This is a genomic window from Streptomyces sp. NPDC057950, assembly GCF_042887295.1.
Classification (GTDB): domain Bacteria; phylum Actinomycetota; class Actinomycetes; order Streptomycetales; family Streptomycetaceae; genus Streptomyces; species Streptomyces kaempferi.
Window position 1 is genome coordinate 33,363 of sequence record NZ_JBHVPP010000005.1, and the last position, 25,138, is coordinate 58,500.

Here is a 25,138-nt window from a genome sequence, read left to right on the forward strand (position 1 = left end):
TCCGTCCCGCACACCGCCGCCCCGCCGCTCCCCGCTGTCCGTCCTGCACCCCGCCGCCCCGCCGTCCGCCCCACGGACGGCGGGGTTTGTCACGGAACGGCAACACGTGCCGCCACCGGCGACCTTTCCCGGACCTGCGCGCATCACACCGTTCGACACACCCTCCGCGGAGCGGCGCGTCGCAGTGACGGAAGCTCCGGCCCGGCGCGGGAGCGGTATCGAGGACATCGGGGGTTCATCATGACCGGCATCTCACGCAGGCGTCTGCTGACCGCGACGGCCGCGGCGGGAGCGCTCGGCGCGCTCTCCGCCTGTTCGGCGAACGACTGGTCCGTGGGCGGCGACGGCAAGGGGACGGTGCAGGACACGACCCCGCGGCCCCGGCTCATCGGCGACGGGTCCACCGCCGACACGGGGGCCCAGCCGGGGCAGCCGAAGGCCGAGCGGCTGAAGCCCGGCGAGCGTCCGCCGCAGTTCGTGGTGTTCTCCTGGGACGGCGCGGGCGAGCTCAGCAACAAGCTGTTCTCGCGGTTCCGCAAGGTCGCCGCCGACCACGGCGCGTCGATGACGTTCTTCCTCAGCGGCATCTACACGCTGCCCGAGTCGAAGAAGCATCTCTACAGCCCGCCGCAGCACCCGGTGGGCGCCTCCGCGATCGGTTACCTCTCCGACCGACACATCCACTCGACGCTCCAGCAGATCCGGGGCGCCTGGCTGGAGGGGCACGAGATCGGCACCCACTTCAACGGTCACTTCTGCGGCTCGGACGGGGTGCGCCGATGGTCCCCCGCCGAGTGGCGCAGCGAGATCGACCAGGCGAAGAAGTTCGTGACCGAGTGGAAGACCAACACCGGCTTCACCGATCTCGAACCCCTCCCCTTCGACTACGACAAGGAGCTGATCGGCGGTCGCACCCCGTGTCTGGAGGGCCAGTCCAACCTGCTGCCGACGGCCGCCGCCCTCGGCTGGAAGTACGACGCCAGTTCCTCCGGCGGCCTGCAGATGTGGCCGGGCAAGGTCCAGAACGGCCGCGTCTGGGACTTCCCGCTGCAGTCCATCCCCTTCCCCGGCCACACCTTCCAGGTCCTGTCCATGGACTACAACCTGATGGCCAACCAGTCGAACGCCAACCCGCTCGGTGACCGCTCCCAGTACGACACCTGGCGCGTGCAGGCCCGCGACAGCTACCTCGCCGGATTCCGCCGGGCCTACGAGAGCAACCGTGCCCCCTTCTTCGTCGGCAACCACTTCGAACGGTGGAACGGGGGCATATACATGGACGCCGTGGAACAGGCCATCGAGCAGATAGCGGGACACGACGACGTGCGCCTGGTCTCGTTCCGCCAGCTCGTGGAGTGGCTGGAGGTCCAGGACCCCGCCGTACTGCGCAAGCTGCGCACCCTCGGTCCCGGACAGTCCCCCCTCGGCGGCTGGGCGGAGTTCCTGGGCACGGGCGCCTCCGTGTCGGCCACGGCCGGGTCGGCCACCGCCACGTCGTGACACCTCTCGGCGGAGGCGGTCCGCCCCGGGGGCCGGGCGGTGCGATCCCCGTGGGCGGGACGACAGGGTAGGCGTCAGCGGTGGCCGCCCCGGCCACCGCCGGATCCGTAGCCGCCGTAACCGCCGTCTCCATAACCACCACCGTTGCCCCAGGAGCCGCCGTCGCCGGACCCCGGGGTGCCGTACTGGCCGTTCCCCGGCGGGCAGTCGTACGGGGAGCAGGACGACGTGGGGCCCGGGGCGCCGGGATCCGCCGCGGGCGTCGACGGCCCGGCCGAGGGTTCGGGCGAGGCACGGTACGCGCCGTTCGGCGAACCCGGCCGAGCGGACCCGGAGGGCTGCTGGGTCGCGGGCTCGCCGGCCGCTCCGTCGGCGTCCCAGTTCACCGCCGCCATCTGGAGCGAGGGCGACGAGGTGTCCAGGGTCCAGTGCTGGACGGCCTGGTCCTTGCGGAGCTTGAGGACCAGGGCTCCCGCGCCGTTGGTGGCGGCGGGGGTGAGGGCCAGGTCCTGGTTGCCCCGTGGCACCAGCTCCCCCTGAAGGGTGAAGTCGTAGCGCACGTTCTTGCCGGTCGAGCCGGACTCGCCGGTGCAGGAGGCCAGTTGGACAGAGTAGCCGAGGTGGGAGTCGAGACACAGGCCCGGGTCGGCGACATCGCGCAGCACCCCGTCCGCCTCGTACGACCATTCCTGTGCCGCGTCCGAGGAGCACGAGGTGAGTGCCGTCTCGGCCCCCTTCACGAGCTTCCCGTCGACGATGCCGACACACAGTCCGGTCTTGAGGTTGCGCAACCGGCCCCGCACGGTGCCGTTCGAAGCGTCGCCTATCCAGGACGGCTTCGCACCGGGTGCCTTGGCGGGGCCCGAACTCGGCCTGCCCGAAGGGCCGGCGCCCTCGGTGGTGCCGTCCGAGCCCTGGGCCGCCCACAGGGCCAGCGGGACCAGGATCAGACCGCTCGCGGTCAGTGCGGCCAGCGCGATGTTGCGGCGGCCCGGCACGCGCCGGGGTGCCTTGTGTGACGCCGGACGGGAGTCGGCGGGCGACTGGCCGCGCGGCGCCGCCCGTGGGAGCCGACTGGGCGGGAGGGGGGCGTCGGCCGGGAGGGGAGGGGCCGCCTGGATGCCGGGCGCGTCGTCCGTCACCTCCACGATCGCGACGGCGCGTCCGGGACGGGAGGCGAGATATGCCTCGGCGCCCCAGCCGAGTACGGACTCGGCCAGTGGCAGGGCGAGTTCGCCGTTGAAGTGGTTCAACTGCTCGGCGGTGTCGCGGCAGTGGCGGCAGCGGCCCATGTGCCGGCGCAGATCGGGGTCGAGGTCGTCACCGCCGCGCCGCAGGGACACGTCCAGCATGCGGTGGTACTGGCGGCACTCCTCCTCGGGGGCCAGTTCGCGGTGGATCTCCAGGCAGCCCTCGCGCAGACGTTCACGGGCCCGCCGCAGCTCGATGAGGGCGGCGTCCTCGCGGATTCCCAACAGAGCTGCGGGAAGGGCCAGTTGCTCAGCCTCGACCTCGGCGTGCCAGAGCAGGCAGCGGGCGGGCTCCGGAAGCCGCTGGAACGCGCGGGACAGCAGTCGCCTGCCGTCCGGCGGAAGGATCCGGGCCACGACCCCCGCCTCACCGTCCGGACCGGCCAGGAGTTCGGGGTGGAGCGATTCCCGCCGCTGGTCCGCGAGCCATTCGGCGGTCATGCGGCGCACGGTGACCAGCAACTGCGGCCGCCAGGCGGCCGTCGGTCCGGTCTGCCGCAGGGATTCGCCGAACAACCGGGTGAATGCGGCCGTGGTGAGCATTCCGGCGGGACGCACGCCGTTGGTGCACAGCCGCGCGTAGCCGAAGACCGCTTCCCAGTGGCGGTCGAGGAGTTCTCCGACGGGGTGGTGCGCGGGCGTGTTCCCCGAGCTCTTCTTCAGTTCGGCCGCCAGCCGCTCATCCGATATCTCGAACAAGCGAGCGGATTCCGGGGACTGAGACAGGGCGGGGTCGTTCACGTCCGCTTTCCTCCCAAAGGCAACGCATGAAGTGGTCCACACCAATGGACAGGCAGCCCGCCCGGTCGGGCGAGGGGCTGCCCATGAGGGACCGTGTCGTCGCGAGCACCCGCTTCGACGGCTCTTCGGAAGCGGGGCGGGCGGCCACACCGTGCACGCACAGAAGGAAGTAAATATTGTCTGCACGCCAACAAGGCACACCTTTGCACAGCGGACCTTGCCGAAACAAGCCATCCCCTGGTTTTCCCCATTCCGCCGGGCACGAGGGAGATTGACGAAACGTCAATAGAAGCCCATCCAAAAAGAAATCAGAAATCCTCCGGCCCTGCACCGGGGGCCTTGCGCCACACCCACCTCTCCGAGAACCCCCCGGCGGAATGGGCACTCACCAGGCCACTGACCGCGCGGCACACCCATGCGGCGACCACTATTGGGAGCGCTCCCAATTTCCTTGGCCCGCCTCTTGCGACGTCGGCACCGGATTCACCGGCCTCCGGCGGCCGCTCATGTGCGCATTGCTTTTGCCCGATGAGAGATTGGGCGTGGCGAACGGATCGGGCCAGTGGATCAGTGACCGCTGATCGCCCGGGGCGTGTACGGCTGCTCCAGTTCCCCGACCTCCTTCTCGGTGAGTTCCACGTCGAGGGCGGCCACCGCGTCGTCGACGTGACCCGCCCTGGTGGCGCCGATGACGGGAGCGGTCACAGTGCTGCCGCGCAACAGCCAGGCGAGGGCGATCCGGGCGCGCGGGACATCGCGCTCGGCGGCGATCCGGCCGACGGCGTCGACGATGTCCCGGTCACCCTCCTGGTAGAGCTTCCTGCCGAAGTCGTCGGTCCTGCTGCGCTCGGTGGTGACGTCCCAGGCGCGGGTGAGACGGCCACGCGCGAGCGGGCTCCAGGGCAGCACGCCGACGCCCTGGTCCGCGCAGAGCGGCAGCATCTCGCGCTCCTCCTCGCGATAGAGGAGGTTGTAGTGGTTCTGCATGGACACGAACCGGGTCCAGCCGTGCAGCAGGGCCGTGTACTGCGCCTTGGAGAACTCCCATGCGTACATCGAACTCGCCCCGATGTAGCGGGCCTTGCCCGCCTTCACGACGTCGTGCAGGGCCTCCATCGTCTCCTCGACGGGCGTGGCGGGGTCGAAGCGGTGGATCTGGTAGAGGTCCACGTAGTCGGTGCCCAGCCTGCGGAGGCTGTTGTCGATCTCCGTCATGACGGCCTTGCGGGACAGGCCGCGCGCGTTGGGGCCGTCGTGCATCGCGCCGTTGACCTTGGTGGCGATGACGATCTCGTCGCGTCGGGCGAACTCCGCCAGCGCGCGGCCGACGATCTCCTCGCTGGTGCCGTCGGAGTAGACGTTCGCCGTGTCGAAGAAGGTGATGCCGGCCTCCAGCGCCCGGCGGATCAGGGGGCGGGACGCCTCGTCGTCGAGGGTCCACTCGTGGGTTCCCCTGCCGGGCACCCCGAAGCTCATGCAGCCGAGGCAGATCCGGGACACGTCCAGGCCCGTCGAACCGAGCTTCACGTACTGCATGCGCACTCCTGCGTTTCGTGGGGTTGGAGCCGTTCCTGCCTCCGCGTCCGTGCGAGCCGGCGGCAAGGGCTCCGGAATCCCATTTCCCGATCGCGGTTCGCTTAGTCGCAGACCCATCGCGGATCGGCCGCATGGACGCAGCGACTCGCGCTCCGCGCAAACCCCGGCGCCCCCGCGCCCCCGGTCACGAGGTCGCCGGAGCGGACCGGACCGTTTGCGGACCGGCGTAGGGATCACCGGACAGTCCGGCGCAGACCGGCGTGCAGACCGCCGGACGACCCCCGCCCACGGACCGCCGCAGCGACCACGTGACGGACCCACGTGCAGACCGCCGCAGTGACCACCGGACGCACCCACGTACACAGCGCCGTAGCGACCACCGGACGGGACCCAGGTGCCGAGTGGCGTAGAGACCGCCGAACAGGCCCGTGCCGAACCGGCGCACGGACCGACGGACGGACCGGCGGCGGGTCGACGTACGGACCGGCGGCGGGTCGGCGTACGGACCGGAAGCGGGTCGGCGTACGGACCGGCGGCGGGTCGGCGCCGACGGTCCGTACGCCGGGGTCAGATCGCGGCGGCCGCGGCCCGTCCCGCCTGTCGCCCGGAGAACAGGCAGCCACCCAGGAACGTGCCTTCCAGCGACCGGTATCCGTGCACTCCCCCGCCGCCGAAGCCCGCGACCTCTCCGGCCGCGTAGAGACCCGGGATCGCGGTACCGGTGGCGTCCAGGACGCGGCCGGAGAGGTCCGTCTGCAGACCGCCCAAAGTCTTGCGGGTGAGGATGTTGAGCCGGACGGCGATCAGCGGTCCGGCGCCGGCGTCCAGGATCTTGTGGATCGGCGCGGTGCGGCTGAGCGAGTCCCCGGTGTAGGCGAGCGCGTTGCGGATCCCCATGACCTGGACGTCCTTGGTGTACGGATTGTCGATCTCCCGGTCACGGGCGTCGATCTGCCGCTTGAGGTCGGCGAGATCGATCAGTCCGTCGCCGGTCAGCTTGTTCATGCCGGTGACCAGTTCGGAGAGCGTGGGGGCGACGACGAAGTCGACCCCGTTCTTCTTGAACTTCTCGATCGGCTCGGGGGTCTGCCAGATGCGCGAGAGCAGCATCCAGATGTCCTTGTTGGTGAGGTCCGGGTTCTGCTCCGAGCCGGAGAGCGCGAACTCCTTGGCGATGATCTTCTGGGTCGTCACGAACCAGGAGTAGTCGTAGCCCGTGTCGGTGATCGACTTGAGGGTGTGGAGGGTGTCGTATCCGGGGAGGTCGGGGGCGGAGAAGCGCTTGCCGGTGGCGTCGAACCACATCGACGACGGTCCCGGCAGGATGCGGATGCCGTGGTTGGCCCAGATCGGGTCGTAGTTCCTGAGACCCTCCGTGTAGTGCCACATCCGGTCGGGGTTGACGATGCGCCCGCCCGCCGCCTCGGTGATCCCGAGCATCCGGCCGTCGACATGGGCCGGCACACCGGTGACCATGAACTTGGGCGGGGTGCCGAGCCTGGCCGGCCAGTTCTGCCGCACGAGGTCGTGGTTGGCGCCGATACCTCCCGAGGTGACGATCACGACCGGCGCGCGGAGTTCGAAGTCCCCGACCACCGTGCGCGAACTGGCCTTGCCGCGCGCAGCGGTGCTCGGTTCGAGGACCGCGCCCCGGACACCCGTCACGACGCCGCCGGTGCGCACGATCTCGTCCACGCGGTGCCGGAACCTGAAGGTCACCTTCCCGTCCGCGACCGCCGCCCGTACCCGCTTCTCGAACGGCTCGACCACGGCCGGACCCGTTCCCCAGGTGACATGGAAGCGCGGTACCGAGTTCCCGTGCCCGTCCGCGAGCCCGCCGCCGCGCTCGGCCCAGCCCACGATCGGGAACCACCGCACGCCCAGCCCGTACAGCCAGGACCGCTTCTCCCCCGCGGCGAAGTCCACGTAGGCCTCGGCCCATTTGCGGGCCCAGTGGTCCTGGCCGGCCGGATCCCCGACGCCGCGGTCGAAACCGGCCGCTCCCAGCCAGTCCTGCCAGGCCAGCTCCCGGGAGTCCTTGACGCCCATCAGACGCTGTTCGTCGGAGTCGACCAGGAAGAGACCCCCGAAGGACCAGAAAGCCTGTCCGCCGAGGTTGGTCTCGGGTTCCTGGTCCAGCAGCAGTACCTTGCGCCCCGCGGCGGCGAGTTCGGCCGTCGCGACCAGACCGGCGAGCCCGCCGCCGACGACGATCGCGTCCGCGTCCGACGACCCCGCCGCGAAGGCGGGCGCCGTGTGCGCCGCGAGGGCGGCACCGGCCAGGACACCGCCGGCCGCCGTCAGGGCCCGGCGTCTGCTGATCACGGTGGGGGACACTGAATTCTCCATGGGCTGCCTTCCGTAGGGGGTACGTGAGGTGCGGGAGACGCCGCTGGTGTTCTGCGACACCCGTGTTGTTACCGTCGGTAAGGCCCCGGAAACACCGCGGCGGCCCCGGTGTTGGACCAGAAGCCGCGAGGGTTCACGCCCCCGGGCGCCTCGCGGAGATCACCCTTGCCTTGCCCGTCACGGAGAGCGGGCGGATCATGGAAACCGCAGTGGAGAGTGGGCACAGTGACGACCGAGAAGAGCGAGACCCGGACCGGGGCGGGGCCCGTCCCCTCCGGGGTGGTGGCGCACGGCCCGGAGCGGCGCCGCGCCGCGCCTCGGGGGCGGAGGGTCCCACGGGGGCGGGCGTGCGCTTCTCCGTCCTCGACCGCTCCCGCACCCGCGAGGGGCACGACGCCGCCGAAGCGCTGCGCGACACCGTGCGCCTGGCCCAGGAGCTCGAGCGGCTCGGCTACCACCGGTTCTGGGTCTCGGAGCATCACGGTGTGCCCGGCGTCGCCGGGTCCGCCCCGACGGTGCTGGCCGCCGCGGTCGCCGCCGCCACCAGGACCATCCGGGTCGGCACCGGCGGAGTGATGCTGCCGAATCACCAGCCCCTGGTCGTGGCCGAGCAGTTCGGTGTCCTGGAGGCTCTCTTCCCCGGCCGGATCGACATGGGTCTCGGCCGCTCCGTCGGGTTCACGGCCGGGGTGCGCAGGGCGCTTGGGCGGGACAAGGACGCCGCCGAGTCGGCCGATTTCGCGGCTCAGCTCGACGAGTTGCTGGGCTGGTTCCGCGGCACGTCCCCGACCGGGGTGCACGCGCGCCCCACGGAGGGCCTGACGGTCCCGCCCTTCGTGCTCGCCCTGGGCGAGGGCGCGGACATCGCGGCACGGGCGGGCCTCCCGCTCGTCATCGGCGACCTCAGGAACCGGGACAGGATGCGGCGCGGCATCGATCGCTACCGTGCGGCGTTCCGTCCCTCCGACTGGGCGCGCGAGCCGTACGTCGTCGTCTCCGGCACGGTCGCGGTCGCGGCGACGTCGCAGGACGCGCACAGGCTGCTGATCCCCGAGGCCTGGTCGATGGCGCACTCCCGCACGCACGGCACCTTCCCGCCGCTTCCGCCCGCCGAGCGCGTCGAGGGCAGGGTGATGACCGGCAAGGAGCGGGACCTCTACGAGTCCGGCCTCACCGGTCAGCTCGCGGGAACCGAGGAGCAGGTGGCCGAGGAGCTGGCGACGGTGATCAGGGAGACGGGCGCGCAGGAGGTGCTCGTCACGACGAGCACCTACGACCGGCGGGCCCTGCTGGACTCCTTCCGCGGGCTCGCCCGGGTCGCGGGACTCACCCCGGCCTAGAATGGTGTGATTTGCCCCCTGCCCTTCGCCTCCGTCCGTTCACCCTGTCCGTTCACCACTCCCCCTTCGCGCCCAGGTCGCAGACCGCCTCAGGAGTCCCGTCGATGTCCGATCCGCACGGCCCCCACGATCCGTACGTCCGTGTGCGCAACGCCCGTGAGCACAACCTGCGCGGTGTGGACGTCGACATTCCGCGGGACGTCCTCGCCGTCTTCACCGGCGTCTCGGGTTCCGGCAAGTCCTCGCTGGCGTTCGGGACGATCTACGCGGAGGCCCAGCGGCGCTACTTCGAGTCGGTCGCGCCGTACGCGCGGCGGCTGATCCACCAGGTCGGGGCGCCGAAGGTGGGGGACATCACCGGACTGCCGCCCGCGGTCTCGCTCCAGCAGCGGCGTTCGGCGCCCACCTCTCGCTCGTCCGTCGGCACGGTCACCCACCTCTCCAACTCCCTGCGGATGCTGTTCTCACGCGCCGGGGACTATCCGGCCGGCGCGGAACGTCTCGACTCGGACGCCTTCTCGCCGAACACGGCGGCCGGAGCCTGCCCTGAGTGCCACGGCCTCGGCCGGGTCCACGGCACGAGCGAGGAGTCGCTGGTACCGGATCCCTCGCTGTCGATCCGCGAGGGCGCGATCGCCGCGTGGCCCGGCGCGTGGCAGGGCAAGAACCTGCGCGACGTGCTCGACGCACTGGGTCACGACGTGGACCGTCCGTGGCGCGAACTGCCCGCCGCTGAGCGGGAATGGATCCTGTTCACGGACGAGCAGCCGGTCGTCACCGTGCATCCGGTGCGGGAGGCGGAGCGCATCCAACGCCCTTATCAGGGCACGTACATGAGTGCCCGGCGCTATGTCATGAAGACCTTCTCCGACTCGAAGAGCGCGACGCTGCGGGCCAGGGCCGAGCGGTTCCTCAGGAGCGCCCCGTGCCCGGTGTGCGGTGGCGGCCGACTGCGCCCCGAGGCGCTCGCGGTGACCTTCGCCGGGCGGACGATCGCCGAACTGGCCGCGCTGCCGCTGACCGAGCTGGCGGGAACGCTACGCCCGGAGGGGGAGACGGCCCGGGTGCTCACGGACGACCTCAGGGCGCGTATCGCCCCCGTCGCCGAGCTCGGCCTCGGATATCTCAGCCTCGACCGTGCCACCCCCACCCTCTCCGCCGGAGAGCTACAACGGCTGCGGCTGGCAACGCAGTTGCGGTCCGGACTGTTCGGTGTCGTCTACGTCCTCGACGAGCCGTCCGCCGGTCTGCACCCGGCCGACACGGAGGCCCTGCTCACGGTCCTGGAGCGGCTGAAGTCGGCCGGCAACTCGGTGTTCGTGGTGGAACACCACCTCGATGTCGTGCGCGCCGCGGACTGGCTCGTCGACGTCGGTCCGCGGGCGGGTGAGCACGGCGGCCTGGTGCTGCACAGCGGTCCGGTGGCGGAGCTCGCCGGGGTCGAGGAGTCGGCCACCGCCCGCTTCCTGTTCAGCCACTCGCCCCCACCGGAGCGTGAAGTGCGCACACCGCAGGGCCAGTTGAAGGTGGGGCCGGTGCACCGGCACAACCTGCGGGGAGTGACCGCCGAGATCCCGCTCGGCGTGTTCACCGCCGTCACGGGCGTGTCCGGCTCCGGCAAGTCCACGCTCATCGGCGAGGTGACGGAGGAACTGGAGGGGGTCGGACGGCTCGTCTCGGTCGACCAGCGGCCCATCGGGCGCACCCCGCGCTCCAATCTGGCCACGTACACGGGCCTCTTCGACGTCGTACGCAAGGTGTTCGCCGGGACCGGGGCGGCGCGCGAGCGGAACTACGGGGTCGGGCGCTTCTCCTTCAACGTCACCGGCGGTCGCTGTGAGACCTGCCAGGGCGAGGGGTTCGTGAGTGTCGAACTGCTCTTCCTGCCCAGCACCTACGCGCCGTGCCCGGACTGCGGCGGGGCGCGCTACAACCCCGAGACGCTCGAAGTGACCCACCGCGGGCGGAACATCGCGCAGGTTCTGGACATGACGGTGGAGACCGCGGCGGAGTTCTTCGAGGGCACCCCCGCCGTGGTCCGCAGCCTCACCACGCTCCTCGACGTGGGGCTCGGCTACCTCCGGCTCGGCCAGCCCGCCACGGAGCTGTCCGGCGGCGAGGCCCAGCGCATCAAACTGGCCGGCGAACTGCAGCGGGTCCGGCGGGGGCACACGCTCTATCTCCTCGACGAACCGACGGCCGGGCTGCATCCGGCCGATGTCGAGGTGCTGATGCGCCAGTTGCACGGACTGGTCGACGCGGGGCACACCGTCGTGGTCGTCGAACACACCATGGCGGTGGTCGCGGGCGCGGACTGGGTGATCGACCTGGGGCCGGGCGGTGGGGAGGCAGGCGGCCGGATCGTGGCGGTGGGGCCGCCCGCCGAGGTCGCGAGAGCGGCGGGGAGCACGACGGCTCCGTACCTCGCCCGCGCGCTCACCGTCCCGTCCGAGCGCGGGGGACACCACTTGGGCCGCCCCGGTCGGAGTCAGTAGTGCTCTGGTCGACCACTTTCATCGGATGAGTGGTCGCGCTATACGCGGATAAGTTCCCCCTCTGAACCCGAATCCTCACTGATAGATAGGAGCAATGGCGCGCACACCCGTTGACGCAGCAAAGGCGTGGCTCATATTTTATGAATTAATATTGCGCGCCTCCCGCTGAAGGGACCCTGTGCCGTGCCCTCTTCCTCTCGTCGTGACTTCCTTCGCCTCACCGGGGCCGCCGGCGGCGGTCTCGCGGTCTTCGGCGGCCTGCCGCCGTTCGCCGCGCACGCCGCTCCCGAGCGCCCGGACCGGGTGACGCTCGTTCCGGAAGCCGAGGCGACCACCCTCTGGTACCGCACCCCCGCCGCCGAGTCACGCATCATCCAGGAGGCCCTGCCCCTGGGCAACGGCCGGCTGGGCGCCCTGGTCGGCTGCGACCCGGCGGACGACTTCCTCTACCTCACCGACGGCTCGTTCTGGACCGGCGGACGCAATGACACGCCCACCGACGACGGCCAACTGCCCTATGGGCCCGACGACTTCGGCAGCTTCGGCCTGCTGGCCAAGCTCCGCGTCACGCTGCCGGACCACACGGCCCGGACGACCAGCGACTACAGACGCAGACTGGACCTGAGCAACGGTGTCGTGTCCGCGACCTACCGACACCAGGGCGTCTCCTACCGCCGGGAGGCATACGCCAGCCATCCGGACGATGTCGTCGTCATCAGACTCACCGGAGGCGGGACCCACACCGGCTCCGTTTCCCTGGCGGGCACCCACGGCGAGTCCACCTCGTACGGCGACCGCCAGCTCTCGTTCGCCGGCACCCTCAAGAACGGTCTGCGGTACGCGGCTTCGGTGAGCGCGGTCAGCACCACGGGCACCATCCGCGCGGACGGCGACAAGCTGTCCTTCTCCGGGTGCCGTGAGCTTCTGATCGTCGTGTGCGCGGGCACCGACTACTCGCCCGACGCCGGCAAGGACTTCCGCGCGCCGGCCACCGACCCGCTCGCCGTGGCCCGCGGCAAGGTCTCCGCCGCGGCGAAGGTCCCCGGCACCACCCTGCTCGCCACTCACGTGGCCGACTACCGGCGCCTCTACGACCGCTTCTCCCTCGACCTGGGCACATCCTCCGTGGTGCAACGGTCGCTGGACTCCTGGTCACGCATCGCCGTCAGACACACCGACGCCTCCACCCCGGACCCGGAACTGGAGGCGGCCTACGTCCAGTACGGCCGCTACCTGACCATCACCGGTTCCAGGGACTGGCTGCCCATGAACCTCCAGGGTCTGTGGATCCACAACAACAACCCGGACTGGTACGCCGATTACCACACGGACATCAACGTCCAGATGAACTACTGGCTGGCCGACCCGGCCGGGCTGGGCGAGAACGCCCAGGCCCTCGCCCGGTACTGCCGGTCCCAACTGCCCGTCTGGACGGACGTCACCCACCGGCTCTACAACAACCCCGACAATCGATTCCGCAACAGCACCGGGAAGATCGCGGGCTGGGCCATCGCCTTCTCGACCAACGTCCACGGCGGCAGCGGCTGGGCCTGGCACCCCTCCGGCAACGCCTGGCTCTGCAACTCACTGTGGCGCCACTACGAGTACACCCAGGACCGCGCGTACCTGGAGACCATCTACCCCGTGCTCAAGGGAGCCGCGGAGTTCTGGAGGTCACGGCTCCTCACGACCACGGTCACCGACCCGGACGGTTCCTCGCGCGAGGTCCTCGTCGACGACACCGCATGGTCGCCGGAGCACGGACCGGACGGCAAGGGCAACACGTACGCGCAGGAACTGGCGTGGGAGCTCTTCGGCGAGTTCACCACCGCGGCCCGCGTCCTGGACCGCGACGGGCAGCTCGCCTCAGAACTCGACGGGATGCGGGACAAGCTCTACCTCCCCCGGGTCAGCCCGAAGAGCGGCTGGCTCGAGGAGTGGATGAGCCCGGACAACCTGGGTGAGACCACACACCGCCATCTGTCGCCCCTCATCGGGTTCTACCCCGGCGACCGGATCGCCGCCGACACCAGCCCTCCCGAACTCATCGACGGCGTACGCGAGCTGCTCACCGCGCGAGGCATGGACAGCTTCGGCTGGGCCTGCGCCTGGCGGTCGCTGTGCTGGTCGCGGCTGAAGGACGCCGAGAAGGCGTACCAGCTCTATCTCACCGTCCTGCGGCCGTCGATGAACAACGGCAACGGCACCTCGGCCAACTGGTTCGACATGTACAGCCAGGGCAGCTACACGATCTTCCAGATCGACGCGAACCTCGGTGGCCCCACCGCGGCCTTGGAGATGGTCCTCTACTCACGGCCGGGAGTCGTCGAGCTGCTGCCGGCGTTGCCGCAGGCATGGTCGAAGAAGGGTTCGGTCCGCGGAATCGGTGTCCGGGGCGGCTTCGAGGTGGACTTCTCCTGGCGGAACGGCAAGGCGACGACGGCCACGATCCGCAGCGTCGGCGGCACACGCACCGAACTGCGCGCCGGCGGGTTCCGTCGCCAGATCGCCCTGGAACCCGGGAAGTCCGTGACCGTGCGGATCCCCTGACCCGCCGCCGGCCCGGCCCACGGCCGGGCACCGCGCGAGGCTCCCGCCCCTTCCGGCCGTACGGGACGGCGGCGGCCCCGGACGGCTCAGCCGGCGGGGGGCGACCACCTCGCGGGGGACGGGCGCATCGCTCAGGGGCCCGTCCCCGGGGTTCCTTGCCCGACCGCACGCCCCCTGGTGCCTGCCGGGGCGCTCACCCTGGTCCATGACGGTGCGTCAGACATGGAGCGGCGTCGGGGCGAGGGCCGCTCCGGGGCGCGGGTCCCCCTGTGCCGCCCTGGCCAGTTCCCGCCGGTCGGCATGGCTGCCCGGTGTGAGCGCGGGCCGCACCTCGACGTCAGCGACGAGCCCGCGCGCCGAGACCACCCGCCACAGCGAGGCGAGCAGCGAGTCGTCCCCGACGAAGGCGGGCGCGGTGCTCGCCGCCCCCCGGGCGAACCGGTAGTGCAGACGCACCGGCTGGACCGGGACCCCGGCGTCCAGCGCGGCCTGGAAGACGGCCCGCCTGAAGGGCCCCTGCGCCCTGCCGCACCAGGTGCTGCCCTCGGGGAAGGCCACGACGGCGGCACCGTCGCGCAGCAGCCCGGCGATGTGCGCGACCGTGCCGGGCAGGGCGCGCAACCGGTCGCGTTCGATGAACAGGACACCACCGCGCGCGGCCAGGGGACCCGCGACCGGCCACTGCCGGATCTCGGACTTGGCGAGCATCCTGGCCGGCCGGACGGCGGCGAGCAGGGGGATGTCCAGCCACGAGATGTGGTTGGCGACCATCAGCAGACCGCCGCTGGGTGCGGCGGCGCCGGTGATCCGGACCCGGACGCCCGCCGCCCTGGCGACACCGCGGGCCCAGGTCCGCACCACCCGGGACGGGATCCGTCCGCCGACCGGGCAGAACGCGACGCCGACGACGAGCAGGGCGACGACCGCGGTGAGCCGCAGCACTGCCCGTGGTACGGCCGCGACGGATCCGGTGCGTTCCACGCAGGTCCCCGGGGTGCAGGGCGCACTGGGCAGCCAGACGCTCCGCACCCCGGCGTCGGTGAGCGTCATCAGGCCGGTACGAGCGAGAGGAAGTGCCGCAGATAGCGCGGGTCGACCCGCCGCATCGACAGCAGCACGTACAGGTCCGCGACCCCGAAGTCCGGGTCGTGCGCGGGTTCGGCGCAGACCCAGGCGCCGAGCCGGAGATAGCCCCGCAGCAGCGGGGGCAGCTCGGTGCGGGACGGTCGGGCGACGCCCTCGGCGGACCAGGGCAGCCGCGGCCGCACCCGGTACTCCTGGGGTGCGAGGTACTTGGCCCGCACCCGGTCCCAGGTGCCCGCCGCGAGCGCGCCGCCGTCGGCGAGCGGGATCGAGCAGCAGCCCGCGAGCCACTCGTGGCCGCCGTCGACCATGTACCGGGCGATGCCGGCCCAGATGAGGCCGATGACCGCGCCGTCGCGGTGGTCGGGATGCACACAGGAACGACCGACCTCGACGAGTCCGGGGCGGATCGCGTCGAGCGGGCCGAGGTCGAACTCGCTCTCCGAGTAGAGGCGGCCGGCGACCGCGGCCCGGTCCGGCGGCAGCAGCCGGTAGGTGCCGACGACCTGGTCCGTCTGCGTGTCGCGGACCAGCAGGTGGTCGCAGTAGGCGTCGAAGGAGTCGATGTCGAGGCCCGGCTGCGAAGTGGTCAGCAGGGCGCCCATCTCGCCCGCGAAGACGTCGTGGCGCAGCCGCTGGGCGGCCCGGACGTCCTCCTCGGAGCGGGCGAGGGAGACGGTGTAGCGGGTGGGGGCCAGCGGCTGCGGGGGGCTGTCGAGGGTGGAAACGCCGGTCATGGCACTCTCCTGGTCACGGGCCGGTTCGGCGGTGCGGCGGCGGACCGTTTCGGTGCGGTCCGCGCGCTCCTGTTCTTCCGATACCGGTTGGCGTGCGCGTGACCTGTGCCAGGAGCCGGGATGTGGGGATGTTGAATGCCAGGGGCTGCCCCCGGGTGCGAGACGGGGCCGGGGATGAGCACCACTCCCGGCCCCGCCCGTCCGCACCGTTACGGCGAACGCTCTGTGAACAAGTGGCCCCGGTGTCAGCGCCGTCCGGTCTTGCGGGTGGCGCGCAGCCACTCCTTGTTCATGCTGGTGATGGAGACCAGCGGGATGCCCTTGGGGCAGGCGGTGGCGCACTCCCCGGCCAGGGTGCACCCGCCGAAGCCCTCCTCGTCCATCTGCGCCACCATGTCGAGCACCCGTGTCTCGCGTTCGGGTGCGCCCTGCGGCAGGACGTTCAGGTGGTTGATCTTCGCGGACGTGAACAGCATCGCCGCGCCGTTCGGGCAGGCCGCCACGCACGCCCCGCAGCCGATGCACTCGGCGTGCTCGAAGGCGAAGTCGGCGTCCGGCTTCGGCACGGGCGTGGCGTGGGCCTCGGGCGCGGCCCCGGTCGGGGCGGTGATGTATCCGCCGGCCTGGATGATCCGGTCGAAGGCTGACCGGTCGACCACCAGGTCCTTGACGACGGGGAAGGCGGCGGCGCGCCACGGCTCTACGTCGATCGTGTCGCCGTCCTGGAAGGAGCGCATGTGCAGTTGGCAGGACGTGGTGCGTTCGGGGCCGTGCGCGTCACCGTTGATGACGAGCGAGCACGCGCCGCAGATGCCCTCGCGGCAGTCGTGGTCGAAGGCGACGGGGTCCTCGCCCTTGAGGATGAGTTCCTCGTTGAGGGTGTCGAGCATCTCCAGGAAGGACATGTCGGCCGAGATGTCGTCCACCTCGTACGTGGACATCGCTCCGTCGGCGTCGGCGTTCTGCTGGCGCCAGACGCGCAGGGTGAGCTTCATGCGTAGCTCCGCTGGGTGGGGTGGACGTACTCGAAGACGAGGTCTTCCTTGTGCAGGACGGGTGCGGCACCGGTGTCGGTGAACTCCCAGGCGGCCGCGTACGAGAACTCCTCGTCCCGCCGCTCCGCCTCGCCGTCCGGGGTCTGGGACTCCTCGCGGAAGTGGCCGCCGCAGGACTCCGCCCGGTGCAGTGCGTCGAGGCACATGAGCTCGGCGAGCTCCAGGTAGTCGACGATGCGATTGGCCTTCTCCAGCGACTGGTTGAACTCCTCGCCCGTGCCGGGAACCTTGATGCGCCGCCAGAACTCCTCGCGGATCTGCGGGATGCGTTCCAGGGCCTTGCGCAGTCCGGTCTCGGTACGGGCCATGCCGCAGAACTCCCACATGAGTTCGCCGAGTTCGCGATGGAAGGAGTCGGGGGTGCGGTCGCCGTCGACGGCGAGGAGCAGCCGCAGCCGGTCCTCGGTCTCCGCCAGCACCTCCTGCACGGCGGGGTGTTCGTCGGTGACCTCCTCGTGGTGCGGGTTGCGGGCGAGGTAGTCGTTGATCGTGGACGGCAGGACGAAGTAGCCGTCGGCCAGGCCCTGCATCAGCGCCGAGGCGCCGAGGCGGTTGGCTCCGTGGTCGGAGAAGTTGGCCTCGCCGATCGCGAACAGCCCGGGGACGGTGGTCTGGAGGTCGTAGTCGACCCAGAGTCCGCCCATCGTGTAGTGCACGGCCGGGTAGATCCGCATCGGGACGGTGTACGGGTCCTCGGCGGTGATCCGGGCGTACATGTCGAAGAGGTTGCCGTACTTCTCCTCGACCTTCGCCTTGCCCATGCGCCGGATGGCGTCGGCGAAGTCCAGGTAGACGCCCTGGCCGCCGGGGCCCACTCCCCTGCCCTCGTCGCACACGTTCTTCGCGGCGCGGGAGGCGATGTCGCGGGGCACCAGGTTGCCGAAGGAGGGGTAGATGCGCTCCAGGTAGTAGTCGCGCTCGTCCTCGGGGATCTCGTTCGGCGGGCGGGTGTCGCCGGCCGCCTTCGGGACCCAGATGCGGCCGTCGTTGCGGAGCGACTCGCTCATCAGCGTCAGCTTGGACTGGTGCTCGCCGGTGCGCGGGATGCAGGTGGGGTGGATCTGGGTGAAACAGGGGTTGGCGAAGTAGGCACCGCGCCGGTGGGCCCGCCAGATCGCGGTGGCGTTGGAGTTCATGGCGTTCGTCGAGAGGTAGAAGACGTTCCCGTATCCGCCGCTGGCCAGGACCACCGCGTCCGCGTAGTACGTGTCGACACGGCCCGTGACCAGGTCGCGGGCCACGATCCCGCGCGCGCGGCCGTCGACCACGATCAGGTCGAGCATCTCGGTGCGCGGGTGCATCTCGACGGTGCCCGCGGCGATCTGGCGGGACAGTGCCTGGTAGGCGCCGAGCAGCAGTTGCTGGCCGGTCTGGCCGCGGGCGTAGAAGGTGCGGGAGACCTGGACGCCACCGAAGGAGCGGGTGTCGAGGAGGCCGCCGTACTCACGGGCGAAGGGCACGCCCTGGGCGACGCACTGGTCGATGATCTCGACGGAGATCTGCGCGAGCCGGTGGACGTTGGACTCCCGGGCCCTGAAGTCCCCGCCCTTGACGGTGTCGTAGAACAGCCGGTGCACGGAGTCGCCGTCGTTGCGGTAGTTCTTGGCCGCGTTGATGCCGCCCTGGGCGGCGATCGAGTGGGCCCGGCGGGGTGAGTCCTGGTAGCAGAACTGGACGACGTGGTAGCCCTGTTCGGCGAGCGTGGCGCCGGCGGCGCCGCCGGCGAGGCCGGTGCCGACGACGATCACCCGGTGCTTGCGGCGGTTGGCGGGGTTGACCAGCCTGGCCTCGAAGCGGCGGGTGTCCCAGCGCTCGTTGACCGGACCTTGCGGGGCCTTGCCGTCGGCGACCGGCTCACCGGTCGTGTAGTCGGCGTATGCGGACGATGGGGTCATGTTCAGCTCACCACTCCGGTCATCACGGCCACGGGTACGGTGATGAAGCCCGCGGTCAGCACCAGCGCGAGGACGTTGGCGATGGTCTTGAGGGCGCGGTCGCGGGTGCGGCTGCCGGCGCCCAGGGTCTGTGCCGCGCTCCAGAAGCCGTGCCGGATGTGCAGGCCGAGCGCGAGCATGGCGACGATGTAGATCACGTCGCCGTACCAGGTCGAGAAGGTGTCGACGACGTTCTGGTATGGGTGTCCGGACTGGAACCCGCCGGAGTGCACGGTGCCGGTCGTCAGGTCGAGGAGGTGCCAGACGATGAAGAGGCCGAGGATGATCCCGCCCCAGCGCATGGTGCGCGTGGCGTAGCTCGACCGGGGCTTGCTGTGGACGTACCGGCTGGGGCGTGCCCTGATGTCGCGGCGGCTCAGCTGGTAGGCGGCGGTGGCGTGCGCGACGACGGCGACGACCAGGACCACGCGGATGATCCACAGGGCCCACTCGTAGTGCAGGAAGGGCTCGCCGATGGTGCGCAGCCAGTGCGCGTAGTGGTTGAAGTCGCCCGAGCCGAAGAAGATCTTCAGGTTGCCGAGCATGTGGACGACCAGGTAGAGCAGCATGATCAGGCCGCTCACCGCCATCACGGTCTTCTTGCCGAGAGAGCTGTCCCACACGGTGCGGGTCATGGACGGTCGTCGGTCCGTCCGCGTTGCCAGTGCCATGACCCAGCACGCTAGGCCGTGAGGAGCCGATCGGTCCAAGACATGGTGTGGCTCGTTTCGATAGGGGTGGCCTATCGTGGTGGGGTGCAGTTCCAGCAGCTCCAGTACTTCGTGGCGGTCGCCGAGACCCGGCACTTCACCCGGGCCGCCGAGCTGGTCCACGTCGCCCAGCCGTCCCTTTCCCAGCAGATCAGGTCGCTGGAAAGGGAGTTGGGGGCGGACCTCTTCCTGCGGGCGCGCGGCAACATCACGCTGACCGACGCGGGCGAGGCACTGTTGCCGCTGGCCCGCCGCATCCTCGCCGACGCGGACACGGCCCGGCACGAGGTGCAGGAGCTGGCGCAGTTGCGCAGCGGGCGGGTCCGTCTGGGCGCCACCCCGAGCGTGTGCACCGGTCTGCTGCCCGACGTGCTGCGCGCCTTCCACGACCGCTATCCCGGCATCCGGCTGCTGATCGAGGAGGGCGGCTCCCACGACCTCGTCCGGGAGCTGGCCCGCGGTGCCCTCGACCTCGCCCTGGTCGTGCTCCCGCTGCCCACTCCTTCGCCCGCGCTGACCACGGTGGAGCTGCTGCGCGAGGATCTGGTGGTGGTGTCCTCGCCGGAGTCACCCGCGCCCGGCGGGGGCCGTACGGTCCGGATCCCCGACCTGGAGGGCGCCCGCATGGTCATGTTCCGGCACGGCTACGACCTGCGGGAGCTGACGGTGGCCGCCTGCCGCGCCGAGGGCTTCGAGCCGGACTTCGCGGTGGAGGGCGGCGAGATGGACGCCGTACTGGGATTCGTCCGCTCGGGTCTCGGCCTGGCCGTCGTCCCGCGCATGGTCGCGACGCGGTCCGGGCGGGGCCTGCGGGTCACCCCGCTGGCCCCGCCCGGACTGCACCGGACGATCGCGCTCGCGCACCGCAGCGACGTGGCGCCGCCGCGGGCCGCCAGGGAACTGCAGCGGATGCTGCTGGAACGCTGAGCCCGTCGGGCGGCGGGTGCGTCGCCGGGGCGGCCGGAGCCGCCACCCAGGTGGCCGGAGCCGCCGCCCAGGTGGCTGGGACCGCCGCCCAGGGGCCCCGCCGCGCGTCGCGGTGGCCGTGGCTGTGTGCGTGCCGTCGGAGCCGGTCGCCTCCACCGCCACGGCCGGGCGCCCTGACCCGCGGGTCAGGGCGTCGTGGGCCTTACTCAGTGGAGACAGGGGCGCGGGGTCAGCGCGTGGGGATGAAGCCGCCGTCGATCACGAAGTCGCTGCCCGTGATGTTGGGGGCGCGGTCACCGGCGAGGAAGAGCACCACTTCGGCGACCTCGGACGACCGGGAGAAGCGGCCGGTGACGGTGGCACCGGACACCTGGGCGATCACGTCGTCCGGCGTGATCCCGGCGGCGGCCGAGACGGTCTCGGCCACTCCCCCGCCGCCGAGCCACAGCTCGGTCTCCACCGGACCCGGGCTGACGGTGTTGACCCGGACGCCCTTCGGGCCGACCTCCTTCGACAGCGCCTTGGAGAAGGCGACCAGCGCCGCCTTGCCCGCGCTGTAGTCGATCACCAACGGGTCGGGCAGGGTGGCGTTGACCGACGCGACCGTCACCACGGAGCCGTGGCCGGCGGCCAGCATCACCGGCAGGGCGGCCCGGGTCACCCGTACGGCGGTCAGCAGGTTCAGGTCGACGGTGCGCCGCCAGTCCTCATCGGTGACCGAGAGGAAGCCGCCGGTGCGGGCGGGGGCGGCACCGACGTTGTTGACGAGGATGTCCACCCGGTCACCGGCGGCCGCGACCAGCTGTTCCGCCGCCCCGGGTTCGGCGAGATCGACGGGCACCCAGGTGACCGAGCCCTCCTTGACCAGCGTGTCCAGCGCCTCCGTCGTGGTACGCGAACCGGCGATGACCCTCGCGCCGGCCCCGGCCAGCGCTTGCACGACGGCCAGCCCGATGCCCTTGCTGGCACCGGTGACGATGGCGGTGCGGCCCTGAAGTTCCGTGCTCATTCTCTTCAACTCCTGTGCTGTGACGCCCGGTTCAAGGGGCTTCCGACGTGCTGTGGGTGTGGGACGGGGGTTCTCGTGCCGGGGCGGCCTGTGGGCCGCCCCGGAGTGGTCAGAGGTGGAAGGTGTCCCGGCCCGGGATCCCCCGGCAGGCCAGCCACCGCAGGGCGTGGTCGGCCACCGTGCGCCAGCCGTGGTCGACGACCAGGGAGTGGCCGCGGTCGGGGAACTGCTTGAGCTCGGTGACCGCCGACGAGTCGCCGTACAGCTTGTACGCCGAGCGGGTCACCACGTCCGGGACGGTGTGGTCGGCCTGGCCGGAGATCAGCAGCAGCGGTCCGCGGTCCGCGTTGCCGGTGGCCACCGCCGCCGGGGAGCGTCGCGCGAAGTTGGCGAACGCCGCCTGGAACAGCGGTCGTCCCGGCGAGGGGATGGTGAGGCGCTCGTAGAGGTCGTCGGACTCGCTCCGCTCCAGCGCGTTGCCGAAGCCGTAGCGGAACTGCCCGGCGGTCAGGGAGACCGCGCGGCGCCGGTTGGCGGGGTTGCCCAGGACGGGGAAGCCCGCGCGCAGCTGCGCCGGGGGCAGCACCCTGACGCCCCTGATCTGGGCGGGATCGATGGCGATCGCTGCTCGGCCCAGGCCCGCGCCGAGCAGCTTCTGCGCGATCAGGCCCCCGAAGGAGTGCCCGACGAGCACCGGCGGACGGTCCAGGGCGCGGATGATCCCGACGTAGTGCTCGGTCACCTCGTCGATGCCGAGTCCCGCGACGGCCTCGGGGTGACGCCGGGCCTCGGCGACCGTGGCGGCCTCACCGGGCCAGCCGGGGGCCAGCGGCGCGTATCCGTGCTCCTCGGCCAGGTCGGCCCAGGGCTGCCACGAGGTGGCGTGCAGCCAGAGGCCGTGGATGAGAACGACGGGGGTGCGCGAGTCGGACATGGCCATCTCCTGGACTCCTCGGGGCCGCGTCCGGGGGCGGAGCGACGGATCCAGACTCCCTCGGCGGTCATGGGCGCCGCATCGGTCGAATGACTGTGGTGACCGGCTGACGACCGCGGCGGTCACCGACCGGCCGGCACGGTCGCCCGCCGAAGCGGTGGCCGACCGGCGAACGCGGTGACCGGCCGACGCGTCGCCGTGATCGGTGAGTGATTGTGGAGCCCGGGGGCGAGTGTCCCGGCCGGGACTCATTCAGCCTCTGCGGAGTTCCCCGCCAGGGCATCCCGCAGCGAGGCCCGGGAGGAGATCCCGAGCTTCGGGAACACCCGGTAGAGGTGTGCCCCGACCGTGCGCGGCGAGAGGAAGAGCCGCGCGCCGATCTCCTTGTTGCTCAGTCCGCTCGCGGCGAGTTCGGCGATCTGCCGCTCCTGCGCGGTGAGCGCCGTGGCCGCGCCGTGCGCGCCGCGGCCCGTGGCGGCTCCGGCTGCGCGCAGTTCGCCCCGGGTCCGCCGGGCCCAGGGCGCCGCGCCGAGCCGGTCGAAGATCTCGGCCGCCTGTTCGAAACAGGTGCGGGCTGCCGCCCGCTCCCGGGCCCGGCGCAGCCACATGCCCTGGGCGAGCCGCACCCTGGCCAGCTCGAAGGGGAACTCCGCCCCGGCCGGGTGGGCCACCGCCCGCTCGAACGCCTCCCGTGCCCGCGTGTCGTCCTCGGTCATCGCCAGGGCGGCGGCGGTGAGAAAGCCGAGGTGCGGCGAGATCGCGGGCAGTCCCTGGTCGCGGGCGGCCGTGGCATGCTCGCGCGCCTGTTCGGTGCGGCCGGTGTGCACGGCCGACTCCACCAGGTCCAGCAGGGTCCGCAGGGCCTGCTGCGAGTAGGGCGTGAACGTGCCGGGCGCGGTGAGGCCGCCCGCATAGGCGTACGCCCCTTCGAAGTCGCCGGCGGTGAGGTGCGCGGCGGCGCCGATGGCCTCGGCGAGCTGGGTGAGGTGGCCGACACCGCGCGGCCGGGCCCACCGGTCGAGGCGGTTCAACGCCGCCGCGGCGCCCTCGGTGTCGCCCCGCCAGGCGGCGATCAGTCCGAGGAAGCCGTGGTACTGGTGCGCGAACAGGGCGTAGCCGTGGGTGGCGGTGAGATCCAGGCCGCGCTTGCCGGTGCGCTCCGCGGCGTCCCATTCGCCGCTGTTGATCTGGTCGAGCATGACCAGTTGCAGCAAGGTCATCGCGTTGGTGACCGCCCCGCTGTCCGCCTCCCGGTCGGCGACCCTGCGCACCAGCAGACGCTGGTCGCCGAGCGCGTCGAGGTAGTACGCCGCGACCCCGAGCCGCATGACGTCCCACGGCTGTTCCTCGCCGAGCCGGGCGAACGCGTCCTGGACCTGTTCGCGCGCGCCCGCCCCGCGCCGGGCGAGATCACCGAACGCGTCACGGTAGAGCGAGGTGGCCGACGCGGCCGGGCCGGCGTCCACCAGGGCGTCGGTGACCGTCCAGAGGGTCGGATCGGCGGCGAACAGGCTGATGGCGAGCAGCAGGTTGAGCAGCCGGGTCCGGATCTCCGGGTCGCCGTCCGAGGGCAGTGACCCGAGCGCGGCGGCGACCCGGCGGTGCGCGGACCGGACGTCGCCGTCCCGGTAGAGCGCCGCGTAGGCCGAGGTGATCACCGCGGTGGGCGACTGGTGGGCGCCGGCCAGCCGGTCGGAGACCTCCCGCAGCTCCTGCGCCTGGTCGAGGAGCGCGGACTGCGCCGCCACGAAGGCCGCGTCGCCGAGGCGGCGGGAGCGCGGTGCGGAGCCGGGGCTCAGTTCGGCGGCACGGGTCAGCAGCGCGACGGCGGACGCAGCCCCGCCCCGTGCCGTGGCGGAACGGGCGGCCCGCTCCAGGACGGCGGCGACCGCCTCGTCGGGGTCGACGGTGGCGGCCGCGAGATGGGCGGCGTGGCGTTCGACGTCCGCGTGGTGCAGCCGGGCCAGCTCCGTGTGGGCGGCGCGCCGCTCGTTCGGGGTGGCGGACTGCAACAGCGCCGAGCGGACCAGCGGGTGCCGGAAGACCGGGTCGCCGGTGGCGGCGTCCACGGTGAGCAGTCCGGCGGCCAGCGCGCCCTCGACCTCGCTGAGCCGGTAGCGGGTCCGGTCGGCCGGTCCCGGCGCCGCGCCGGTGCCGTCGAGGGCGCCTCGCAGGAGCTCGGCGCGCTCGGCGGCGGCGAGCGTCCTGACCCGGTCCCCGTAGAGCTGTTCGAGGCGCCGGGACAGGGGCAGCTCACGGGGCCCGGTGCCGTGGGCGGTGCCCTCGCGCAGGGCGCGCGGCAGCTCCAGCAGGGCGAGCGGGTTGCCCCGGGCCTGTTCGAGGACCTGGCGGCGGGCGCCCTCGGCGAGATCAGGGGCGTGCGCGTCGAGCAGCAGGGCGGCCGCGCGAACGTCGAGGGCCGGGACCGCAAGTTCGGGGAGACCCGCCGCGTCCCACGCCGAGGCGACGTCCGCCCGTACCCCGATGGCCATCCGAACCGCGTGCGCGGACAGCCGGCGGGCGATGAACCGGCCCACCTCGGCACTCTGCGGGTCGAACCAGTGGGCGTCGTCGACGACCACCAGCAGCGGCCTGTCGCCGGACACCAGCGCCAGCAGGTCGAGTACGGCGACGCCCAGCGCCATCACCGAGGGCGCCTCGCCCGCCGTACGCCCGAAGACGGTGTCGAAGGCCGCGCGGGTGACCCGGTCGAGGCCGGCGGCCTTCGGGAGCAGTGGATGCAGGATCTGGTGCAGCCCCGCGAACGGCAGTTCCGACTCCGCCTCCACGCCGGCCGTGCGGACGACCCGATGTCCGAGGGCGAGGGACCGTGCCGCGGCCGCGTCCAGCAGGACGCTCTTGCCGACGCCCGCCTCGCCCCGCAGCAGCAGGGCCCGCCCCTCGGGCGACGCGGCCAGCGCGGACAGCTCGGCGAGCTCCGTCTCCCGGCCGACGATCGGCTGCTCGTCCGCCATGCCCTGCCTCTCG

General features: G+C 71.9%; 16 protein-coding genes. 5 read left to right on the plus strand and 11 right to left on the minus strand.

Annotation, left to right across the window (positions count from 1 at the left end; genetic code table 11):
- Positions 1-240: 240 nt before the first annotated feature.
- Positions 241-1,500: a hypothetical protein gene (locus ACFVTC_RS10910; protein WP_390126253.1), complete on the plus strand. Its 1,260-nt coding sequence runs from the start codon at positions 241-243 to the stop codon at positions 1,498-1,500.
- 74 nt (positions 1,501-1,574) lie between these two features.
- On the opposite strand, the gene ACFVTC_RS10915 is transcribed toward ACFVTC_RS10910, so the two are convergent.
- From ACFVTC_RS10915 to ACFVTC_RS10925, 3 genes are all read right to left on the minus strand, one after another.
- Positions 1,575-3,449, minus strand: a complete 1,875-nt coding sequence (locus tag ACFVTC_RS10915) for a ricin-type beta-trefoil lectin domain protein (RefSeq protein ID WP_390126254.1) — start codon at positions 3,447-3,449, stop codon at positions 1,575-1,577.
- A gap of 609 nt (positions 3,450-4,058) precedes the next feature.
- Complete coding sequence (locus ACFVTC_RS10920) at positions 4,059-5,027, minus strand: aldo/keto reductase (protein ID WP_390126255.1); 969 nt, start codon at positions 5,025-5,027, stop codon at positions 4,059-4,061.
- Positions 5,028-5,594: 567 nt separating this feature from the next.
- Positions 5,595-7,376: an FAD-binding dehydrogenase gene (locus ACFVTC_RS10925; RefSeq protein ID WP_390126256.1), complete on the minus strand. Its 1,782-nt coding sequence runs from the start codon at positions 7,374-7,376 to the stop codon at positions 5,595-5,597.
- Positions 7,377-7,723: 347 nt separating this feature from the next.
- On the opposite strand from ACFVTC_RS10925, the gene ACFVTC_RS10930 reads away from it, so the two are divergent.
- The 3 genes from ACFVTC_RS10930 to ACFVTC_RS10940 all read left to right on the plus strand — a co-directional run bounded on the left by ACFVTC_RS10930 (position 7,724) and on the right by ACFVTC_RS10940 (position 13,761).
- The gene (locus ACFVTC_RS10930; RefSeq protein ID WP_390126257.1) at positions 7,724-8,716 is read left to right on the plus strand and encodes an LLM class flavin-dependent oxidoreductase; all 993 of its coding nucleotides are present in this window, start codon (positions 7,724-7,726) and stop codon (positions 8,714-8,716) included.
- Between the two features lie 104 nt (positions 8,717-8,820).
- Positions 8,821-11,211 (plus strand): ATP-binding cassette domain-containing protein, encoded by a 2,391-nt coding sequence (locus ACFVTC_RS10935; RefSeq protein WP_390126258.1) that lies wholly within the window; start codon positions 8,821-8,823, stop codon positions 11,209-11,211.
- A gap of 183 nt (positions 11,212-11,394) precedes the next feature.
- Positions 11,395-13,761 carry a glycoside hydrolase N-terminal domain-containing protein gene (locus tag ACFVTC_RS10940; protein ID WP_390126259.1) on the plus strand — a complete coding sequence of 789 codons (2,367 nt, stop codon included), beginning with the start codon at positions 11,395-11,397 and terminating at the stop codon, positions 13,759-13,761.
- A 216-nt stretch (positions 13,762-13,977) separates the two neighbouring features.
- Here the strand turns inward: ACFVTC_RS10940 and ACFVTC_RS10945 are convergent, their stop codons facing one another.
- The 5 genes from ACFVTC_RS10945 to ACFVTC_RS10965 all read right to left on the minus strand — a co-directional run bounded on the left by ACFVTC_RS10945 (position 13,978) and on the right by ACFVTC_RS10965 (position 19,205).
- On the minus strand, positions 13,978-14,811 hold the full coding sequence (locus ACFVTC_RS10945; RefSeq protein ID WP_390126261.1) for a lysophospholipid acyltransferase family protein: 834 nt from the start codon (positions 14,809-14,811) through the stop codon (positions 13,978-13,980).
- The gene (locus ACFVTC_RS10950) at positions 14,811-15,581 is read right to left on the minus strand and encodes a GNAT family N-acetyltransferase (RefSeq protein ID WP_390126262.1); all 771 of its coding nucleotides are present in this window, start codon (positions 15,579-15,581) and stop codon (positions 14,811-14,813) included. The genes ACFVTC_RS10945 and ACFVTC_RS10950 overlap by 1 nt, the downstream gene beginning before the upstream one ends.
- Before the next feature lie 245 nt (positions 15,582-15,826).
- Complete coding sequence (locus ACFVTC_RS10955) at positions 15,827-16,576, minus strand: succinate dehydrogenase/fumarate reductase iron-sulfur subunit (protein ID WP_390126263.1); 750 nt, start codon at positions 16,574-16,576, stop codon at positions 15,827-15,829.
- On the minus strand, positions 16,573-18,531 hold the full coding sequence (locus tag ACFVTC_RS10960) for a fumarate reductase/succinate dehydrogenase flavoprotein subunit (protein ID WP_390126264.1): 1,959 nt from the start codon (positions 18,529-18,531) through the stop codon (positions 16,573-16,575). Before ACFVTC_RS10960 ends, ACFVTC_RS10955 begins: the two co-directional genes overlap by 4 nt.
- A gap of 2 nt (positions 18,532-18,533) precedes the next feature.
- Complete coding sequence (locus ACFVTC_RS10965) at positions 18,534-19,205, minus strand: succinate dehydrogenase (protein ID WP_390126266.1); 672 nt, start codon at positions 19,203-19,205, stop codon at positions 18,534-18,536.
- 120 nt (positions 19,206-19,325) lie between these two features.
- Here ACFVTC_RS10965 and ACFVTC_RS10970 point away from each other — a divergent pair, with 120 nt between their 5' ends.
- Entirely contained in the window at positions 19,326-20,207 is an 882-nt protein-coding gene (locus ACFVTC_RS10970; protein WP_168531345.1) for a LysR family transcriptional regulator, read from the plus strand.
- Between the two features lie 229 nt (positions 20,208-20,436).
- Here the strand turns inward: ACFVTC_RS10970 and ACFVTC_RS10975 are convergent, their stop codons facing one another.
- The 3 genes from ACFVTC_RS10975 to ACFVTC_RS10985 all read right to left on the minus strand — a co-directional run bounded on the left by ACFVTC_RS10975 (position 20,437) and on the right by ACFVTC_RS10985 (position 25,125).
- Positions 20,437-21,216 carry an oxidoreductase gene (locus ACFVTC_RS10975; RefSeq protein ID WP_390126267.1) on the minus strand — a complete coding sequence of 260 codons (780 nt, stop codon included), beginning with the start codon at positions 21,214-21,216 and terminating at the stop codon, positions 20,437-20,439.
- A gap of 109 nt (positions 21,217-21,325) precedes the next feature.
- Positions 21,326-22,150 carry an alpha/beta hydrolase gene (locus tag ACFVTC_RS10980; protein ID WP_390126269.1) on the minus strand — a complete coding sequence of 275 codons (825 nt, stop codon included), beginning with the start codon at positions 22,148-22,150 and terminating at the stop codon, positions 21,326-21,328.
- Between the two features lie 248 nt (positions 22,151-22,398).
- A complete protein-coding gene (locus ACFVTC_RS10985) occupies positions 22,399-25,125 on the minus strand; it encodes an AAA family ATPase (protein WP_390126270.1) in 2,727 nt (908 codons plus the stop codon).
- Between the last annotated feature and the right edge of the window lie 13 nt (positions 25,126-25,138).

Excerpts from the sequence above, each read along its gene's own strand:
- ACFVTC_RS10910 (WP_390126253.1), top strand. The coding sequence starts at position 241 with ATGACCGGCATCTCACGCAGGCGTCTGCTGACCGCGACGGCCGCGGCG.
- ACFVTC_RS10920 (WP_390126255.1), bottom strand. The coding sequence starts at position 5,027 with ATGCAGTACGTGAAGCTCGGTTCGACGGGCCTGGACGTGTCCCGGATC.
- ACFVTC_RS10925 (WP_390126256.1), bottom strand. The coding sequence starts at position 7,376 with ATGGAGAATTCAGTGTCCCCCACCGTGATCAGCAGACGCCGGGCCCTG.
- ACFVTC_RS10935 (WP_390126258.1), top strand. The coding sequence starts at position 8,821 with ATGTCCGATCCGCACGGCCCCCACGATCCGTACGTCCGTGTGCGCAAC.
- ACFVTC_RS10945 (WP_390126261.1), bottom strand. The coding sequence starts at position 14,811 with ATGACGCTCACCGACGCCGGGGTGCGGAGCGTCTGGCTGCCCAGTGCG.
- ACFVTC_RS10950 (WP_390126262.1), bottom strand. The coding sequence starts at position 15,581 with ATGACCGGCGTTTCCACCCTCGACAGCCCCCCGCAGCCGCTGGCCCCC.
- ACFVTC_RS10955 (WP_390126263.1), bottom strand. The coding sequence starts at position 16,576 with ATGAAGCTCACCCTGCGCGTCTGGCGCCAGCAGAACGCCGACGCCGAC.
- ACFVTC_RS10960 (WP_390126264.1), bottom strand. The coding sequence starts at position 18,531 with ATGACCCCATCGTCCGCATACGCCGACTACACGACCGGTGAGCCGGTC.
- ACFVTC_RS10965 (WP_390126266.1), bottom strand. The coding sequence starts at position 19,205 with ATGACCCGCACCGTGTGGGACAGCTCTCTCGGCAAGAAGACCGTGATG.
- ACFVTC_RS10975 (WP_390126267.1), bottom strand. The coding sequence starts at position 21,216 with ATGAGCACGGAACTTCAGGGCCGCACCGCCATCGTCACCGGTGCCAGC.
- ACFVTC_RS10980 (WP_390126269.1), bottom strand. The coding sequence starts at position 22,150 with ATGTCCGACTCGCGCACCCCCGTCGTTCTCATCCACGGCCTCTGGCTG.
- ACFVTC_RS10985 (WP_390126270.1), bottom strand. The coding sequence starts at position 25,125 with ATGGCGGACGAGCAGCCGATCGTCGGCCGGGAGACGGAGCTCGCCGAG.